Source organism: Bradyrhizobium sp. HKCCYLR20261, assembly GCF_051168435.1.
Taxonomy (GTDB): Bacteria; Pseudomonadota; Alphaproteobacteria; order Rhizobiales; family Xanthobacteraceae; genus Bradyrhizobium.
Genome location: NZ_JBNPUZ010000011.1, coordinates 117,589 through 133,289, shown reverse-complemented (window position 1 = coordinate 133,289; position 15,701 = coordinate 117,589). Strand labels below are relative to the sequence as shown.

Sequence of the window (15,701 nt, the reverse complement as noted above, 5' to 3'; positions counted from 1 at the left end):
GACCATTCCTTTCACTGTATCGCAGGCCGAATCCATCACGGCCTGCAGACCATACTAGGCATGTGGGGTGAATGGTTTCAACAATCCAGTCCCCCCGGTGTTCTGGTCCGGCCATCCAGCATCCTCCCGTCTCGGACCGCGACGGGTCGCTTACGCCATGCACATCCGGTGCCGTGAAGACCCCGCCCGTGCCGCGTCTCTCAGAACGACTTCCAACTGCCATCCGGGTTCCTCAGTCCGGTGGACGACAGGCTCATCTTCAGTCCGGTCAGATAGACCCAGGCGGGGGCGGATCGGCCCGCGAGCTGGCTCGCCTGCGCCTCCGGAATGCGATACCGCGCGAGCGCGCGGGCGGCGGGCGCGTTCAGGGCGCGGAAGCTGCGGGGCGGCCGATCGACCACGGCAATCGGCACCTGGGCCGCGATGTGCTGCCATTTCTGCCAGCGATGGAACTGCGCGAGATTGTCGGCGCCCATGATCCACACGAAGCGCAGACGCGACGCGCGCCGGCGCAGATAATCGATCGTGTCGGCAGTGTAGCGGGTGCCGATGACGGATTCGAGACAGCTGATCTCGATGCGCGGATCGGCGGCCACCTTGCGCGCCGCAGCGGCCCGCTCGGCCAGCGCATGCAGCCCGCTGACGTCCTTGAGCGGATTGCCGGGGGTCACCAGCCACCACACGCGGTCGAGCTGCAGCCGTTTGAGCGCAAACAGGCTGATCGCGCGATGCGCCTGGTGCGGCGGATTGAACGAGCCCCCGAGCAGGCCGATGCGCATGCCGTCGCTGGACGGCGGTAGCGCCTGGCGGATCGCCATGCGCAGGGCGGTGTCGTCGGTCACGTCTGTCACCGCCTGCTACTCCCGCAACTCAACCACAGGCTGTCGCGGTCATGGCCGCGTCTGACCGGTGCCGTGAATGCGGTATTTGAAGCTCGTCAGCTGCTCGACGCCGACCGGCCCGCGCGCATGAAACTTGCCCGTGGCGATGCCGATCTCAGCGCCGAAGCCGAACTCGCCGCCATCGGCGAATTGCGTCGAGGCGTTGTGCAGCACGATCGCCGAGTCGACCTCGTTGAGGAACTTGTCGGCCACGGCGTTGTCGTTGGTGACGATCGCATCGGTGTGGTGCGAGCCGTGCGCGTGGATATGCGCGATCGCGCCGTCGACGCCGTCCACCACCTTCGCGGCGATGATCGCGTCGAGATACTCGGTGTCCCAATCCTCGTTGCTGGCCGGCGTCACCCGCGCATCGGCCGCGCGCACGGCGTCGTCGCCGCGCACCTCGCAGCCGGCGCCGATCAGCATGTCGACCAGCGGCTGGATCTTGTCCTGCGACGCCCGGTCGATCAGCAGGGTCTCGGCCGCGCCGCACACGCCGGTGCGCCGCATCTTGGCGTTCAGCACGATCGACTTCGCCATGTCGAGATCGGCGGCGCCGTCGACATAGACGTGGTTGACGCCCTCGAGATGCGCGAACACCGGCACGCGCGCCTCGGCCTCGACGCGCGCGACGAGGCTCTTGCCCCCGCGCGGCACGATGACGTCGACACCGCCGTTGAGGCCCGACAGCAGCAGGCCCACGGCCGCGCGATCGCGCGTCGGCACCAGGGTGATCGCCGCCTCCGGCAGGCCGGCTTCGCGCAGGCCGTCGACCAGGCATTCATGGATCGCGCGGCAGGAGCGGAACGAGTCCGAGCCGCCGCGCAGGATCACGGCATTGCCGGACTTCAGGCACAGCACGCCGGCGTCAGCCGCGACATTGGGGCGGCTCTCGAAGATCACGCCGATGACGCCGAGCGGCACCCGCACGCGCTCGATGGTCATGCCGTTCGGCCGCTGCCAGCTCTCGGTGACGACGCCCACGGGATCGGCGACGCCGCGCACCACCGCAATCCCGTCGGCCATGCCGGCGACGCGCGCCGGCGTCAACGTGAGACGGTCGACGAACGACGCCGCCATGCCGCCTGCCTTAGCCTCGGCGACATCTTCGGCATTGGCCGCAATGATCGCATCCGCGCGAGCGCGGATCAGCCGCTCCATCGCCTCCAGCGCCCGGTTCTTCTGCTCGGCCGGCGCCAGCGCCAGCAACCGCGCGGCCGCGCGCGCCTGCTGGGCGAGGTCGTTCATCAGCGCGGGCAGATCGGCGCTGCCGTCGATGGCTTTGAGAGGCGCGGTCATGGGCGGTTCAACCTTGAAGCAAGGCTCTCCAGTAGCACGGAAAGCGGCCATTTGCGAACGTCAGCGGCTGGGCTCTAAGCCGGACCCGCTCCCGCCGGCCCGATGACCAGGTCGTCGCGGTGGATCATCTCGGCTCGTCCCGACATGCCAAGAAGGACCGCGACATCTGGCGACGACCGGCCCTTGATGCGCTCGGCGTCATCCGCGTCGTAGGCGACCAGGCCGCGGCCGATCTCGTGGGTATCCGGGCCGCGCACCACCACGGCATCGCCGCGGGCGAACTGGCCCTCGACCTTGATCACGCCGGCCGGCAGCAGGCTCTTGCCGGCGCGCAGAGCGGCGACGGCACCGGCGTCGATCGTCAGCGTGCCCTTCGGCTCCAGCGATCCCGCGATCCAGCGTTTGCGCGAGGTGACCGGATTGGCCGGGGTGAGGAACCAGGTGCAGCGCCCGCCATTGGCGATCGCTGCCAGCGGATGCTCGATCTTGCCGGAGGCGATCAGCATGTGGGTGCCGCCCGTCGTCGCGATCTTCGCGGCCTCGATCTTGGTCTTCATGCCGCCGCGGGAGAATTCCGACGCCGCGCCGCCGGCGATGCCCTCGATATCGGCGGTGATGCTCTCGACCACCGGGATCAGCTTGGCGTTCGGATCCTGCGCGGGCGGGGCGGTGTAAAGGCCGTCGATATCCGACAGCAGCACCAAGAGGTCGGCGCTTGCCATGGTGGCGACGCGGGCGGCGAGCCGGTCATTGTCGCCGTAGCGGATCTCGGCGGTCGCGACCGTGTCGTTCTCGTTGATGACCGGCACCGCGCGCCATTCCAGCAGTTTTGCGATGGTGGAGCGCGCATTGAGATAGCGGCGGCGCTCCTCAGTGTCCTGCAAGGTCACCAGGATCTGGCCGGCGCCGATGCCGTGCGCGCCCAGCACCTCCGACCAGATCCGCGCCAGCGCGATCTGCCCGACCGCGGCCGCAGCCTGGCTCTCCTCCAGCTTCAGTGGCCCGCGCGGCAGCTTCAGCCGGCTGCGGCCGAGCGCGATCGAGCCGGACGACACCACCAGCAGCTCGCAGCCGCGGCCGTGCAGCCGGGCGATGTCGGCGGCCAGCGCGGTCAGCCAGGAGGCGCGGACCTCGCCGGCCTCGGAATCGACCAGCAGCGACGAGCCGACCTTGACGACGATGCGGCGGAAATTTTCGAGACGGGGAGCCATGGCGTAGGTTCGGTCGGGGTCAGCTGCTTCGGATAGGTATCAATGGATCAAGGCAGGTCGTCGCCGCGACGCGGGTGTCCTCCCCTCCCCCTTGCGGGGAGGGGTCGGGGGTGGGGGTCCACACGGCAAGACCGTTGTTGGGGTACCCCCCTCCCCAACCCTCCCCCACAAGGGGGGAGGGAGCGCACCGAATGCGCGGTGAGGGCCTTCGAAAATCCGGTTGAATGCCGCCAGCAGATTTCAGGGTGAGCCAGCGGAACGTCGATGCGACTTATGCGACGGCCGCGGCCCGCGAAGCAAGCTCGCGGCGAGGGATCAGCCCTGCGGTGGCGTCGGCGCCGCCCATGGCTCCTCGGTCGCGGCGTTCTCGACCGCGTTCTTGGCCTTGTTCGACACCGGCTGCTCGCTGATCACGTCGGCAAGCTTGCGCAACGCGTCCTTCACGCCCTCACCGGTCGCGCCGGAGATCAGCAGCGGCGTCTTCTTGGCGGCGCGCTTCAACCGGTCGCGCTGCTTCTTCAGCTCGTCCGGATCGACCGCGTCGATCTTGTTGAGCGCGACGATCTCGACCTTGTCGGTCAGCTCGCCGCCATAGGCCTCGAGTTCGTGCCGCACCGTCTTGTACGCTTTGCCGGCATGCTCGCAGGTGGCATCGACCAGGTGCAGCAGCACGCGGCAGCGCTCGACATGGCCGAGGAAGCGGTCACCGAGGCCGGCGCCCTCATGGGCGCCCTCGATCAGGCCGGGAATGTCGGCCAGCACGAATTCGCGACCGTCGGCATTCACGACGCCGAGCTGCGGGTGCAGGGTGGTGAACGGATAATCGGCGATCTTCGGCTTGGCCGCCGAGACCTTGGACAGGAAGGTCGACTTGCCGGCATTCGGCAGGCCGACCAGGCCCGCATCGGCGATCAGCTTCATGCGCAGCCAGATCCAGCGCTCCTCGCCGGGCTGGCCGGGATTGGCGTGGCGCGGCGCGCGGTTGGTCGGCGACTTGAAATGCGCGTTGCCGAAGCCGCCATTACCGCCCTCGGCCAGCACGAAGCGCTCGCCGACCGCGGTGAAGTCGTGGATCAGCGTCTCGCGATCCTCGTCGAAGATCTGGGTGCCGACGGGAACCTTGAGCACCACGGACTTGCCGCCGGCGCCGTGGCGGTCCTTGCCCATGCCGTTCTCGCCCTTCTGGGCCTTGAAATGCTGCTGGTAGCGGTAGTCGATCAGGGTGTTGAGGCCGTCGACGGCCTCGATCACGACGTCGCCGCCACGGCCGCCATTGCCGCCGTTCGGCCCGCCGAACTCGATGAACTTCTCGCGCCGGAACGCAACGCAACCGTTGCCGCCGTCGCCGGAGCGCACATAGACCTTGGCTTCATCGAGGAATTTCATGATGCGCCCTACGTAGGCGAGGCGGCCCCCCACGGCAACCGCGGAATGAGGTTAATTCGGCCGGAAGCCTTAATTTCGAGCGGTATCTCCGCGTTGCGCAAGGGCTGGGCGAGCGTTGCGCCGGGGTTGCGGCAGGGCTGCGTCACGCCTTCAGCGGAAGGGCTGGAGCCGGTCAGGCCTGCCTGATAAGGCAGCACCATCATGAGCGTGCTCTCCCGAATCTCCACCGCCACCGACGAGCGTTCGGCGCGGCTGGCCGGCATCGGCCTGATGCTGCTGTCGATCGCGATGTTCTCGTTCGGCGACGCGCTGGGCAAGTTCCTGGTGTCGACCTACTCCGTCGGCCAGCTGCTGTGGCTGCGCGCCTGCGCTGCGCTGCTGCTGCTCGCGCCGTTCATCTGGCGCAACCGCAGTGCCTTCCTGCAGCTCGAGCGCCCGTGGCTGCAGCTGGTGCGCGTGGTTCTCTCGACCCTGGAGGTCGCGGCGTTCTTCCTCGCCACCGTCTATCTGCCGCTCGCCGACGTCATCACCTATTATCTCGCAGGCCCCATCTTCGTCACCGCGCTGTCGGCGCTGGTGCTGCGCGAGCATGTCGGCTGGCGGCGGTGGACCGCGATCCTGATCGGCTTCTGCGGCGTACTGATCGCGCTCAGGCCCTCGGCGCAGACCTTCAGCCTGCCGGCGCTGATCGCGCTCGGCGGCAGCCTGTCCTTCGCGGTGCTGATGCTGATCACGCGCAGCCTGCGCTCAACGCCCGATATCGTGATGGCCTCGTCGCAATTCGTCGGCACCTTCCTGCTGGGTGCCGCGATGTCCGCGTTCGGCTGGGTCACGCCGACCCCCAGCAGCCTGGTGCTGTTCGCGGCCGCCGGCCTGATCTCGGTGACCGCGCTGTTCTGCGTCAACCGCTCGCTGAAGCTGGCGCCGGCCTCGGTGGTCGTGCCGTATCAGTACACGATGATCGTCTGGGCCGTGCTGTTCGGCTTCGCCGTGTTCGGCGACGTGCCGCACCCCGCGACCATCATCGGCGCCATCATCATCATCGGCGCGGGTCTCTACATCTACCTGCGCGAACGCAGCCTGGGGCAGGGCGCGGGCGCGGTGAATCCGCCGGTGTAGCGGCACCCACCGTTGTCGTCCCGGCCTTGAGCCGGGACCCAGACTCCGTGCAGCCTGCGTTGGAGAAGGCTGTGGCTCCAGCGTGATCCCACCACCAACTTCGGTGGCTATGGGTCCCGGCTCAAGGCCGGGACGACAGCTGGGGGGAAGCGGCCGCCTCGGCTAGATTCGCCGCCCCGTCTTGGCCCACGCCTTCAGCGACGCCCACACGCCGCGGGTCAGCCGGAACGCATCGACCGGGGCCGAGGAGCCAAGCACCTCGAAGCGGTGCAGTTCGACGCCGGTCCATTGGAAGCCGCACTTTTCGAGGATGTTGCGCGAGGCAGGGTTGCTGACGCGCGCATGCCCGATCAGCACGGTCTCATCGCTCGTCTCGAAGAAATCGTCGATCGCAGCGCGGGCCGCTTCCGTGCCGAAGCCGCGGCCCCAATGCTCGACCCCGAGCCAGTAGCCGAGCTCCGCACGCCCTGACGCCGGCCGGTTGATGCCGACCATGCCGATCGGCGCATCGAGATGCTCGATCACGAACGCGGTCTCGCCGCTCTGCTCCAGCGCGCGCACGAAGCGGGCGGCATCGACCTCGGAATAGGGATGCGGCAGCCGGCGGGTGTTCTCCGCAATGCGCCGGTCATTGGCGAGCCGGGCGATCGCTGTCACGTCGGCGAGCACCGGCGGACGCAGGGTCAGCCGGGGTGTCTCGAGGACGCAAGGTCTCGCCTCGCGCAAGGTGGGAGTGGTGATGTCCTGCAGCATGTCGGGCTCCATCGACGCTTCGGGATCAATCGATCAGCGAAAATGAAAAGGGGAGGCCGGTTGTCCCGCCTCCCCTGGAGCCATCTGGCGCTCCGCCGGTTCGTCAGGACCCGGCGGACGCGAATTGTTCCACCGTATGTTACTCAGCGGCTTCGGCGAGTACCGGGCGTACCGAGATGAACGTGCGGTTGGCACGGTCATGGAACTCGACGACGCCCTCGATTTTGGCGAACAGGGTGTGGTCCGTGCCCATGCCGACGTTCAGGCCGGGATGCCAGGTCGTGCCGCGCTGACGCGCAATGATGTTGCCGGGAATCACGCGCTCGCCGCCGAACGCCTTGATGCCGAGACGCTTGCCCTTGGAGTCGCGTCCGTTGCGGGATGAACCGCCTGCCTTTTTATGAGCCATCGCTCGTCTCCGATCTCGAGGATCACCATTAGCGCGATTCCGCTAAGGGATCATTCACAATTGCAGGGCGCGGACGAAAAATCCGCGCGATGAAGGTTTGAAGCAGATGCGGCGCGCCGTTGCGCACCGGCACGCTTACTCGGCGGCGTCGGCCGCCGGGGCTTCCGCCTTGGCCTTCTTCGGGCGCGGGCCCTTGGTCGGCTTGGCGTTGTCGGTCAGGATCTCCGAGACGCGGATCAGCGTCAGCTCGTCCCGGTAGCCGCGCTTGCGGCGGGAATTCTTGCGGCGGCGCTTCTTGAACGCGATGACCTTGGGGCCGCGCTTGTGGTCCAGCACCTCGACGGCTACGGACGCGCCGGCCACCGCCGGAATGCCCAGCACCGGGGTGTCGCCACCGACCACCAGCACCTCGTTCAGCTGCACGATCGTGCCGGGTTCACCGTCGATCTTGCCAATCTCGAGCACATCATCCGGGGCGACGCGGTATTGCTTGCCGCCGGTCTTGATGACTGCGAACATCGTTCTCATCCTTCGTGTTCGATCCCGGCCTCGGTGCGCTGTCGCCCCGGGTCGGCTTCTTGTTCAGTCGTTATGGTTCATGTGATCCGGCCCGATCGGGGCCGGCAGTCGCGCCCGAGGCTCAAGACCTCAAAAATGGGCGCAACGACAATCGGCGCGAGAAGCTCGCGCCGGTCGATCGGGCGCTTATAGCCGCCTGCAAGCCTGAGTCAAGGTGAACGAGCGTCCGAAACCATCGGTTTCGTCCGCCGTTGTCGTTCACACAAGGCAACAGGGCAGGGACCATATGGCCGACGACGTCATGACCACCACGGGCATCGCCCGTCACGGCGCCGCGCGGCTGCCGTCGGTCGAGATCGACAGCTTCAATATCGAAATCAAGGACGAGGACGGCTTCCTCGGCGACCGCGCCTCCAAGGGCGCCTTCCGCAAGATCCTGGAGCGCTGGCGCAAACCGTTGCGCAAATCCGGCAAGGACCCGTTCGGCGACGAGGACAGCGAGACCATCAGCAAGAAGGCGCTGGACGCGATCCTGGTCGGCGACGACACCGAGGCCTCGGCCGTGGTGCATTCGGCGATCGAGGAGTTCGCCCAGGAACTCGCCCACGTCACCCGCCGTTTCCTGCGCACCAAGGCCTGGGCCAAGACCGAATGCATCGTGGTCGGCGGCGGCTTTCGCGATTCCCGCCTCGGCGAACTGGCGATCGCCCGCACCGAGATCATCCTCAAGGACGAGGGTTTTGGCGTCGAGCTGGAGCCGATCCGCTACCACCCCGATGATGCCGGCCTGATCGGCGCGCTGCATCTGGCGCCGTCCTGGATCTTCGAGGCCCATGACAGCATCCTCGCCGTCGACATCGGCGGCACCAACATCCGTTGCGGCGTGGTCGAGACCGCCTGGAAGAAGACGCCGGACCTGTCGAAAGCCTCGGTCTGGAAGTCCGAGCTGTGGCGCCATGCCGATGACGAGCCCACGCGCGAGGGCGCGGTGAAGCGGCTCGCCAAGATGCTGAAGGGCCTGATCGAGGAGGCCGACGCCGAGGGGCTCAAGCTGGCGCCGTTCATCGGCATCGCCTGCCCCGGCGTCATCAACGAGGATGGTTCGATCGAGAAGGGCGCGCAGAACCTGCCGGGCAATTGGGAGAGCAGCAAGTTCAACCTGCCGGCCAGCCTGGTCGAGGCGATCCCGATGATCGGCGACCACGACACCGCGGTGCTGATGCACAATGACGGCGTCGTCCAGGGCCTGTCCGAGGTGCCGTTCATGCAGGAGTTCGAGCGCTGGGGCGTCCTGACCATCGGCACCGGCCTCGGCAACGCCCGCTTCACCAACCGCCGCAAGGAGAACGGGCGCAAGGACAAGGACAAGGACGACAAGTCCGAGGATAAGAAGTCGGACGACAAGAAGGCCGCGAAGAAGAAGAAGGATTAGCGCGCGATCCGCCCAGCCCCTGCCTGGTGCAGCATATTGCGCAACATGGGTTCCGCGGCAGCCGCCGCGGCGTCTCGCGGCGCACGGAAAAGTATCGTGCCACCAATCAGATAGCCGAGCGGGGCCGGTAACCTTGACTGGTTAGGTTAAGGAACGGTTTGCGTTGCGGTGCACGCTATCATGCTCCAGGGTCCGCCCGTCGCTCAGGCCGGCCGGATTGACCCCCGTCTCTTCCGTCGGTTTCCCCAAGATGCAGCGACACGGGACCGCCGATATGTGTCAGCGTACGGCGGTCCCACCCGTCTTGGCGGGGCGCCATGCCGCCCGGGCCGTAGCTCGCGCGCCGCATGACACAGCCACCGCATTTCGGTGGGAAATATCGCAATCCCCGCCTTGTCACCCCCGCCGCCGTGCCCTAGAACGGCGCCCGACCCGGGGGCTTCGCCCCTGATTTGCGCCTGGAGAGGTGGCAGAGTGGTTGAATGCACCGCACTCGAAATGCGGCATAGGTGCAAGCCTATCGGGGGTTCGAATCCCTCCCTCTCCGCCACTAAGGTCGCGCGACGAAAAGCCCTCGAAATCAATGTCTTGTAAAACCGTAGGATTAGTTCGGTGGAGCGCCTACAATTGAGTTGTGCCACGCCGCGCATCGATTCTCGACTCGAAGGTAGGGTCGACAGACGGTGCTTCGGGTCAATTTGAATCCTTGCCCTGCAGGTCCGGAGGCGACGGGAAAGCTAGCTCATGAAGCTTCCGACGGCGAAGGGGTTTCAGGTTCCTGACGGCAACGAGATATTGAAGTCGGACATTCCAGCGGTGGCCGAACTGATCGCGCGGACCGCGCGATGGGTCCACCCGGACACATTCCGAGCGCTGCCGGTTTGGGCGCCACACGCCGCACGCGGTCAGCCGCTGTTCGATTCGGAATGGTCACGGCGCTACACGAACACGCGGAAGGCCACCGGGATCACGTCGGAGAAGTTCGAGGGCAACGTGGCCGCGGCGCAGGCTCTGTTCGCCGCGCTCGATGTGCAGTTGCCGCGACCGAAGAACTGGTCGGTCTGCCACATCTGGGGGTACGACGATCCGAATTTTGCCGAGCACACGAGCGTTGTCCGTGACCGACGCTACTTTTCGTGCGTCGCGAACATGGTGTGGCTTCCGACGTCACTGAAAGGCTTCACCGATACGCTGCCGGAGATCAAGGCGATGTTGCGCGTGTGCGCGTTCCACCTGTACGGCTGGACATGCGAACACGAATCCGTTGCTGCGCAGGCGCTTCAGGTGCGTTCGGGATGGATTCCGTTGGACTACCCGAAGGACTGGCCGGACGGATCCGGAGAGGTTGTCCTGCCTCCTGGCACCGCACCTTTCACGCCCCGGGTCGAGCAAAAGATCTCAAAAAGGAAGGCAGCGATCCGATACGCCCTCTCGAACGCTTCCTACCTCAACTACCCCCGGGACGAAGTCGCGGAAGTTCTGCAGTTCTGGAAGATCGATCTCGGATGACGGTACACTGCGAGCGCGAAGTTCAGTGTTCGGTGGGGCGCGCCGTTTCGACGAGCTTCTTCACCGTCTTCAGATGCTCCCGAAACGGCGTCGGACTACCTCGGCTAAGGCCAGGCCGACAACGCACTTGCTGCGCGGAAGGGTCGATCGTCATCTTATGCCGTTCGACTAAAGTAAGCTAGGTGAACGAGGCCGAGGACACGCTGCCGCTCCACAGTGCGAGAACCAGCACGGCCGAAGCGGTGATGAAGAATTTCCGAGCGATGTATCGTGTCAACATTTTCGCCCCGTAAGGTTCGACCTGAGCGCCAGTGTACTAAGAATAGGATGCTCGGCCAGAACAGGGCGTACCCCCCGGCCGGCCGTCAGACCATCTTGCGACGTGGCCGGATGCCGCCTGCACGTCGGTCGATCAGCAACGTTCCGTCCAATCCGTGGGACACCTCTTCGGTGCGGCGCTCTCGATAGTGGCTCGCACGATGATCGAGAATTTCGAACACTTCGTCTCGCCTCTGTTTGCGCTCGGATGCCGACGCGGGCTCTTGCCCGGCGGCCGCGCTCAGCACCTTCTTGTCGATCGCGAAGAATACGCCGTTGTCGATCTCACGCCCGACGTAGCCTTCGCCCACGGCTTCCGGCAGCTCGGCGTTCTCGCCATCGAGAAAAAATGCATAGGCCTTCGTGATCATCTCCCACTCGTCGAAGTCGACCGAGACACCAGTTGGCGCTCCTGCGGGATCGACAACCTCCCCTTCTGCGCCCGACGCCTTCAGCATGAAGAACGTCGCGCAGCGGGTCGCAGGTTGAGTGCCGTTGATCGCGCGAAGCGCCGAAACCTGCCCCAGCGCTTTCGCTACTGCGCTCCTTGCGGGCCTGCGGATTCGGCCCTTGCTCTCGAAGACGTGTCTCTCCGCTTTCTTGACGCCGATGAAGTCGGGTCGGCTTTTCGGCGACGGAGTTGAAGCTCCGTTCTTGGGAGGTGCCAAGATAGACGATGTGGCCCACGTGGTCGTCTTCAGTCCGGCGATGTGGACGAGGAACTTAATATCCATCCGATCTTGCGCGAACCAGTGCGTAAAGGCCTCGCCCAACAGGAAGGAGACGCCTACCTTCTCCGTCTGCTCCAGATTGCGGAAGTATTCGGTCGTTTGCAGCGCTCTATCGAGATAGCCGTACGCCATGGCAGACAACATCCGAGTGCGCCAAAGGCCGACCTTGCGTATGGCCTTCTTGCTGCTCGGATATCCCACTGTCAGCAGAGATCGAACGATGTCAGCACGTGTGGCGGTGATGTCCGTCGAGACGTTCAGATGTGCGAAAGCGCCGGTGAATTGCGACGCCACGACCTTGCCCGCCATCATTCCTCCATTTCTGAACCATTGGCCTTCTGCGCCGGGTCCCGCACTGGGGGGCTGTTCAGCCGTTCGACGAGAGATAGTCGTCCCGCCCGACGAGCGCCCCGCTCTAGGCAGACGAGAAGGTTCGTCTTGTCCAACATTCTTCCGATCTGTGCGCGTAGTTCGGCATCGTCGCTGAGCGGTTTCAGGTACGCCGCGGCTCGATCTTCGAATTGTTCCGATAAGAAATCTCCCCGGCCCAAATAGAATAGTGCTTCGAGGTCCGCGGCTTCTCGGCCAGTGATCGTTCCGCTCAGGGCATTGACGCATTCGCGCCTTCTCTTGATGTTCGCTATCAAATCGGCTGATCTGAATCGGCTACCGTGGACAACCTCAGACTCCTTTCCGTCGCGATTGGGGTGGAGGATACGCCACTGCTCGACGACCTGCATCGCCTCGTCGTCGAGAAGACAAGGAAGATCGGTCTCGCCGCCGATCATTCCGTAGAATTCACGGTTAGTCTTGATCGCGTCGATGGCTTTGCTGAACTGGGTGTTGCTAAGCGAGAAGCGCTCTTTCACAGCGTTCTTTGCCCCCATGAAGGCTTCGCTGCTCCATTCGGCGAGCGGCGGCATCATTCCGGCGATTTCGCGAAGGTCGGCGCGCGAACAGCGGGATGTGTAAGTGCTGCTTTTCCGTTCCTGGACCAGATCGATCGTTCGGTTCATCAATCCGATGATGGCCGTCGACAGTTCGTTCAGGCTGTCGCGTATGACGGCGATGTTGGCAAGGGACTCTCCCTTAAGGCTCTTCTCACCGTCACGGTTGACGTGATACCGCAACTCCTGTCCGTCGTCGTCTATTCGGTCGAGGCTAACGACAAAGCGTTCCAGCGTCTTCAGGCCGTCCCGTATCGATTCGTCAGGGATGTTTGCCGCGACCAACTGATCGAAGTGCCCCTTGATGTCGTGGTTGGTCGGATGCTTCTCAGCGACCAGTTCGCAATCGAACAATTGTCCGGAAACGAACTTCAGGACGAGTTCGATGGCGTGGCGTGCGTTGTAGAGGATAGGCAGGACGAGCGTATCGCGCTTGGTCAGCATCTCCTTCTCGATCACCGCGTTGGCGAGTTCGATCGCAGCTTCGAGGTAGCCTTCTAAGTAGTGAAGCTCGTCGCCCTGCGGCCCAATGCAGGCGTTCCAAATGGTGTCGCCGGACAGGCTGAAAAACGGATCTTCGCTCATGCCGTTTGTCCAATTGCTCGCCGATAATATACATACGTAGCGACCGATCTCGACACGCTTTGCGCGCGAACAGCGAAGTCGCAGCCGTTCGACCTTCTTTGATCGCAGCGGAGCCCGTCCGATCGCTCGCTCACGCGTTGCTGGCCAAGAGAGAGCATCCAGGAGCTGTACCGAATTCCTGAACCCGAATCGATGCCGGCTTTCGTCCTTATCCACATCGCCGCCCATACTCGCCCTGAGAGAAAACTCAAGCGGGAGCGAATACTTAACAAATCGGCTTTGAAGGATCTTTGGTTCGGGAGTGTTCGTGCCGCTTCGAGGCCATGCAAGGCTTTTTGGGCGATCGGGGCGAGATTACAAGGCCGTAGTAGCGCTCTATCGGCCACGCCGGCGGCCACCAAGACCCAAATGTCGAGCCGAACTTGTCCAAAGACATCTGAGCAGATCGGGTCACTATGACTGCGGCAGTACCGTGGTTGGGCCGGGTAATGAAACCTCATGGGCTAGATCACTGCGTTTGCGCGCTGGAAAGAAGCCTCGAAGGTCCGGCTTTCGGATACTGAGCTGCGCGTGACGCCGCACGGTCTCCGATGTCTGATTTCGATAAAAATAATTGTATTGCCATTTTTCAGAATTCATGTTCTTCTCCCTCCATCCCGGCTCGCCGAGAGGGGCGCTTCGCGATCGTCACGAGACGTGGGGCCGGAGATGCGGTGGCTGTGAGTTTGCTGCAGCGGGTGTGATGCTCGCCGACGAACGGCAGGCTTGCGGACGTGAAGACGCGTGGTCCTGGCGCCCCGACGCTGGCGCTAAGCCTTCTGGTCATGATGATCCGGGAGGAGACGGTGGCTACCAAGCCGGACACCGGGGAGAGCGCGACATAAGCGTGAAAACCATCGCGCGGGGAATGCCGGGTGATCTCGGCTGAACCTGTGGTGACTGCCGCCTGCTTTTTTTGCTGCAGGCGGGCCAATTTGCTAAAAGACATGGGTTGCGGCCAGCGCCCGGCATTCCCCGCGCCCTCTCATCTTCCGAGGGCGGAACGACCGGCACAACTCGGACGCCATGGCGCCGCGGGACCGCAGCTCTGCGGGCCACTCCCCAGGCATCACGCCGGATTGGAGAACTGGAAACAGCTTTCGCTCGTTTTCTCTCCATGCACTGCCGCTCGTCCTGGAGTTTCACCTGATGAGTTCGACCTCCGACCGCCCGTTGCCCCGCTTCGCCGCCGTGCCGTCGTCGCGGCCGGGGCGGCTGTTGCGGCTTGGCGGGATCGCCGCAGGAATCGCGGGTGGCGTGGTGACGGATGGCTTGCGGCAGCTCGCGCAGGGGCGGCGGCCGGGGTTGCCGGAGCTGCTGCTGGCGCCGGCGCAGGCGATGCGGCTCGCCAGCGGGCTGGCCGGATTGCGCGGCGCGGCGATGAAGCTCGGGCAGATGCTGTCGCTGGATCCAGGGCTGGTGCTGCCGAGGGAGGCCGCGGCGCTGCTGGCGCAGCTGCAGGAGGCGGCGCCGCCGATGCCGCCGCCGCAGCTCGAGCGCGTGCTGGCGCGGGCCTGGGGTGCCGGCTGGCGCGCGCGGTTCAAAAGCTTCGAGATGCGGCCGTTCGCGGCGGCCTCGATCGGCCAGGTGCATCGCGCCGAGACGCTGGACGGCCAGCGCCTCGCCATCAAGGTGCAGTATCCCGGCGTGCGCGCCAGCATCGACAGCGACGTCGACAACATCGCCACGTTGCTGCGCTTGCCCGGCCTGCTGCCGCGCGAGATGGACATCTCGCCGCTGCTGTCCGCCGCCAAGGCGCAGCTGCATGCGGAGGCGGACTATGCCGCGGAGGCCGCGCAGCTCAACGCTTTTAGCGATTTTCTGCGCGACGATCCGCGCTTCCTCGTGCCGACGCCGGTGACGGCGCTGTCGACGCCGGAGGTGCTGGCGATGGCGTTCGTCGACAGCCGGCCCATCGCCTCGCTGGCGACAGCGGCGCCGGCGCAGCGCGACGCCGCGATCACGGCGCTGGTCGAGCTCACGCTGCGCGAGCTGTTCGTGTTCGGCGCGATGCAGACCGATCCCAATCCCGGCAATTTCCGCGTCACGCCGGACGGCGCACGCATCGTGCTGTTGGACTTCGGCGCTGTCAGGCCGATCGCGCCGGAGCTGCAGGTCGCGTTCCGCGCGCTACTGGCGGCCGGGCTCGACGCCGACCGCGCGGCGAGCCGCGCCGCCATGCAGACCATCGGCTATTTCGACGCGGCGACCGCGGCGCGCCACCAGGACGCGATCGTGGAGATGTTCCTGCGCGCGATGGCGCCGCTGCGCCAGCGCGGGCCTTACGACTTTGCGCGGCAGGACCTGCTGGCGGAGCTGCGCGACCGCGGCCTTGCGCTCGGCCTCGACCGCGACCTCATGCATGTGCCGCCGGCGGACACGCTGTTCCTCCACCGCAAGATCGGCGGGCTCTATCTGCTGGCGACGCAGTTGCGCGCGAAAGTGGATTGCGCGGCCTGCGTCGCGCCCTACCGGGCATGACGGCGGGGCGGTAAGCCGTGGCGCCGGCCTCGATCGCGACATGCGCCACGTGCAACGTAAGGCAAGGGACGCGCTTGAATCC

Annotated in this window: 14 protein-coding genes and 1 tRNA gene; 5 read left to right on the top strand and 10 right to left on the bottom strand. The window is 65.5% G+C overall.

Annotation, left to right across the window (positions count from 1 at the left end; genetic code table 11):
- Window positions 1-200 precede the first annotated feature (200 nt).
- The 5 genes from ACQR1L_RS23800 to ACQR1L_RS23780 form a co-directional block, all read right to left on the bottom strand.
- Window positions 201-818: a nicotinate-nucleotide adenylyltransferase gene (locus tag ACQR1L_RS23800; RefSeq protein WP_434860417.1), complete on the bottom strand. Its 618-nt coding sequence runs from the start codon at window positions 816-818 to the stop codon at window positions 201-203.
- A 72-nt stretch (window positions 819-890) separates the two neighbouring features.
- Window positions 891-2,180: a glutamate-5-semialdehyde dehydrogenase gene (locus ACQR1L_RS23795; protein WP_434860354.1), complete on the bottom strand. Its 1,290-nt coding sequence runs from the start codon at window positions 2,178-2,180 to the stop codon at window positions 891-893.
- Between the two features lie 74 nt (window positions 2,181-2,254).
- Window positions 2,255-3,391, bottom strand: coding sequence for a glutamate 5-kinase (gene proB / locus ACQR1L_RS23790; RefSeq protein WP_434860353.1), 1,137 nt, complete (start codon window positions 3,389-3,391; stop codon window positions 2,255-2,257).
- A 315-nt stretch (window positions 3,392-3,706) separates the two neighbouring features.
- Entirely contained in the window at window positions 3,707-4,777 is a 1,071-nt protein-coding gene (obgE, locus tag ACQR1L_RS23785; protein ID WP_434860352.1) for a GTPase ObgE, read from the bottom strand.
- 8 nt (window positions 4,778-4,785) lie between these two features.
- Window positions 4,786-4,980 carry a hypothetical protein gene (locus ACQR1L_RS23780; RefSeq protein ID WP_434860351.1) on the bottom strand — a complete coding sequence of 65 codons (195 nt, stop codon included), beginning with the start codon at window positions 4,978-4,980 and terminating at the stop codon, window positions 4,786-4,788.
- Here ACQR1L_RS23780 and ACQR1L_RS23775 point away from each other — a divergent pair.
- Window positions 4,979-5,896, top strand: a complete 918-nt coding sequence (locus tag ACQR1L_RS23775; protein WP_434860350.1) for a DMT family transporter — start codon at window positions 4,979-4,981, stop codon at window positions 5,894-5,896. The two genes, ACQR1L_RS23780 and ACQR1L_RS23775, sit on opposite strands and share 2 nt — an antisense overlap.
- Window positions 5,897-6,058: 162 nt before the next feature.
- Here the strand turns inward: ACQR1L_RS23775 and ACQR1L_RS23770 are convergent, their stop codons facing one another.
- The 3 genes from ACQR1L_RS23770 to rplU all read right to left on the bottom strand — a co-directional run bounded on the left by ACQR1L_RS23770 (window position 6,059) and on the right by rplU (window position 7,577).
- Window positions 6,059-6,649 (bottom strand): GNAT family N-acetyltransferase, encoded by a 591-nt coding sequence (locus tag ACQR1L_RS23770; protein ID WP_434860349.1) that lies wholly within the window; start codon window positions 6,647-6,649, stop codon window positions 6,059-6,061.
- Window positions 6,650-6,788: 139 nt separating this feature from the next.
- Window positions 6,789-7,058, bottom strand: a complete 270-nt coding sequence (rpmA, locus tag ACQR1L_RS23765) for a 50S ribosomal protein L27 (protein ID WP_009026714.1) — start codon at window positions 7,056-7,058, stop codon at window positions 6,789-6,791.
- A gap of 135 nt (window positions 7,059-7,193) precedes the next feature.
- Window positions 7,194-7,577 (bottom strand): 50S ribosomal protein L21, encoded by a 384-nt coding sequence (gene rplU / locus ACQR1L_RS23760; RefSeq protein WP_035648644.1) that lies wholly within the window; start codon window positions 7,575-7,577, stop codon window positions 7,194-7,196.
- 286 nt (window positions 7,578-7,863) lie between these two features.
- Between rplU and ACQR1L_RS23755 the strand changes: the two genes are divergently transcribed.
- The 3 genes from ACQR1L_RS23755 to ACQR1L_RS23745 all read left to right on the top strand — a co-directional run bounded on the left by ACQR1L_RS23755 (window position 7,864) and on the right by ACQR1L_RS23745 (window position 10,518).
- Window positions 7,864-9,009, top strand: coding sequence for an ROK family protein (locus tag ACQR1L_RS23755; RefSeq protein ID WP_434860348.1), 1,146 nt, complete (start codon window positions 7,864-7,866; stop codon window positions 9,007-9,009).
- Window positions 9,010-9,469: 460 nt separating this feature from the next.
- A tRNA-Ser gene (locus ACQR1L_RS23750) sits at window positions 9,470-9,559 on the top strand.
- Between the two features lie 194 nt (window positions 9,560-9,753).
- Window positions 9,754-10,518 carry a hypothetical protein gene (locus ACQR1L_RS23745; RefSeq protein ID WP_434860347.1) on the top strand — a complete coding sequence of 255 codons (765 nt, stop codon included), beginning with the start codon at window positions 9,754-9,756 and terminating at the stop codon, window positions 10,516-10,518.
- A gap of 365 nt (window positions 10,519-10,883) precedes the next feature.
- On the opposite strand, the gene ACQR1L_RS23740 is transcribed toward ACQR1L_RS23745, so the two are convergent.
- Together ACQR1L_RS23740 and ACQR1L_RS23735 are read right to left on the bottom strand one after the other, a co-directional pair.
- Window positions 10,884-11,876: a hypothetical protein gene (locus ACQR1L_RS23740; protein WP_434860346.1), complete on the bottom strand. Its 993-nt coding sequence runs from the start codon at window positions 11,874-11,876 to the stop codon at window positions 10,884-10,886.
- Entirely contained in the window at window positions 11,876-13,099 is a 1,224-nt protein-coding gene (locus ACQR1L_RS23735; protein ID WP_434860345.1) for a hypothetical protein, read from the bottom strand. Before ACQR1L_RS23735 ends, ACQR1L_RS23740 begins: the two co-directional genes overlap by 1 nt.
- Window positions 13,100-14,287: 1,188 nt before the next feature.
- On the opposite strand from ACQR1L_RS23735, the gene ACQR1L_RS23730 reads away from it, so the two are divergent.
- The gene (locus ACQR1L_RS23730) at window positions 14,288-15,619 is read left to right on the top strand and encodes an ABC1 kinase family protein (protein ID WP_434860344.1); all 1,332 of its coding nucleotides are present in this window, start codon (window positions 14,288-14,290) and stop codon (window positions 15,617-15,619) included.
- The last annotated feature ends 82 nt before the right edge of the window (window positions 15,620-15,701 follow it).

Coding starts and splice junctions, on each gene's coding strand:
- ACQR1L_RS23730 (WP_434860344.1), top strand. CDS start 14,288: ATGAGTTCGACCTCCGACCGCCCGTTGCCCCGCTTCGCCGCCGTGCCG.
- proB (WP_434860353.1), bottom strand. CDS start 3,391: ATGGCTCCCCGTCTCGAAAATTTCCGCCGCATCGTCGTCAAGGTCGGC.
- ACQR1L_RS23745 (WP_434860347.1), top strand. CDS start 9,754: ATGAAGCTTCCGACGGCGAAGGGGTTTCAGGTTCCTGACGGCAACGAG.
- obgE (WP_434860352.1), bottom strand. CDS start 4,777: ATGAAATTCCTCGATGAAGCCAAGGTCTATGTGCGCTCCGGCGACGGC.
- ACQR1L_RS23780 (WP_434860351.1), bottom strand. CDS start 4,980: ATGATGGTGCTGCCTTATCAGGCAGGCCTGACCGGCTCCAGCCCTTCC.
- ACQR1L_RS23800 (WP_434860417.1), bottom strand. CDS start 818: ATGGCGATCCGCCAGGCGCTACCGCCGTCCAGCGACGGCATGCGCATC.
- ACQR1L_RS23755 (WP_434860348.1), top strand. CDS start 7,864: ATGGCCGACGACGTCATGACCACCACGGGCATCGCCCGTCACGGCGCC.
- ACQR1L_RS23770 (WP_434860349.1), bottom strand. CDS start 6,649: ATGCTGCAGGACATCACCACTCCCACCTTGCGCGAGGCGAGACCTTGC.
- rpmA (WP_009026714.1), bottom strand. CDS start 7,058: ATGGCTCATAAAAAGGCAGGCGGTTCATCCCGCAACGGACGCGACTCC.
- ACQR1L_RS23775 (WP_434860350.1), top strand. CDS start 4,979: ATGAGCGTGCTCTCCCGAATCTCCACCGCCACCGACGAGCGTTCGGCG.
- rplU (WP_035648644.1), bottom strand. CDS start 7,577: ATGTTCGCAGTCATCAAGACCGGCGGCAAGCAATACCGCGTCGCCCCG.
- ACQR1L_RS23740 (WP_434860346.1), bottom strand. CDS start 11,876: ATGGCGGGCAAGGTCGTGGCGTCGCAATTCACCGGCGCTTTCGCACAT.
- ACQR1L_RS23735 (WP_434860345.1), bottom strand. CDS start 13,099: ATGAGCGAAGATCCGTTTTTCAGCCTGTCCGGCGACACCATTTGGAAC.
- ACQR1L_RS23795 (WP_434860354.1), bottom strand. CDS start 2,180: ATGACCGCGCCTCTCAAAGCCATCGACGGCAGCGCCGATCTGCCCGCG.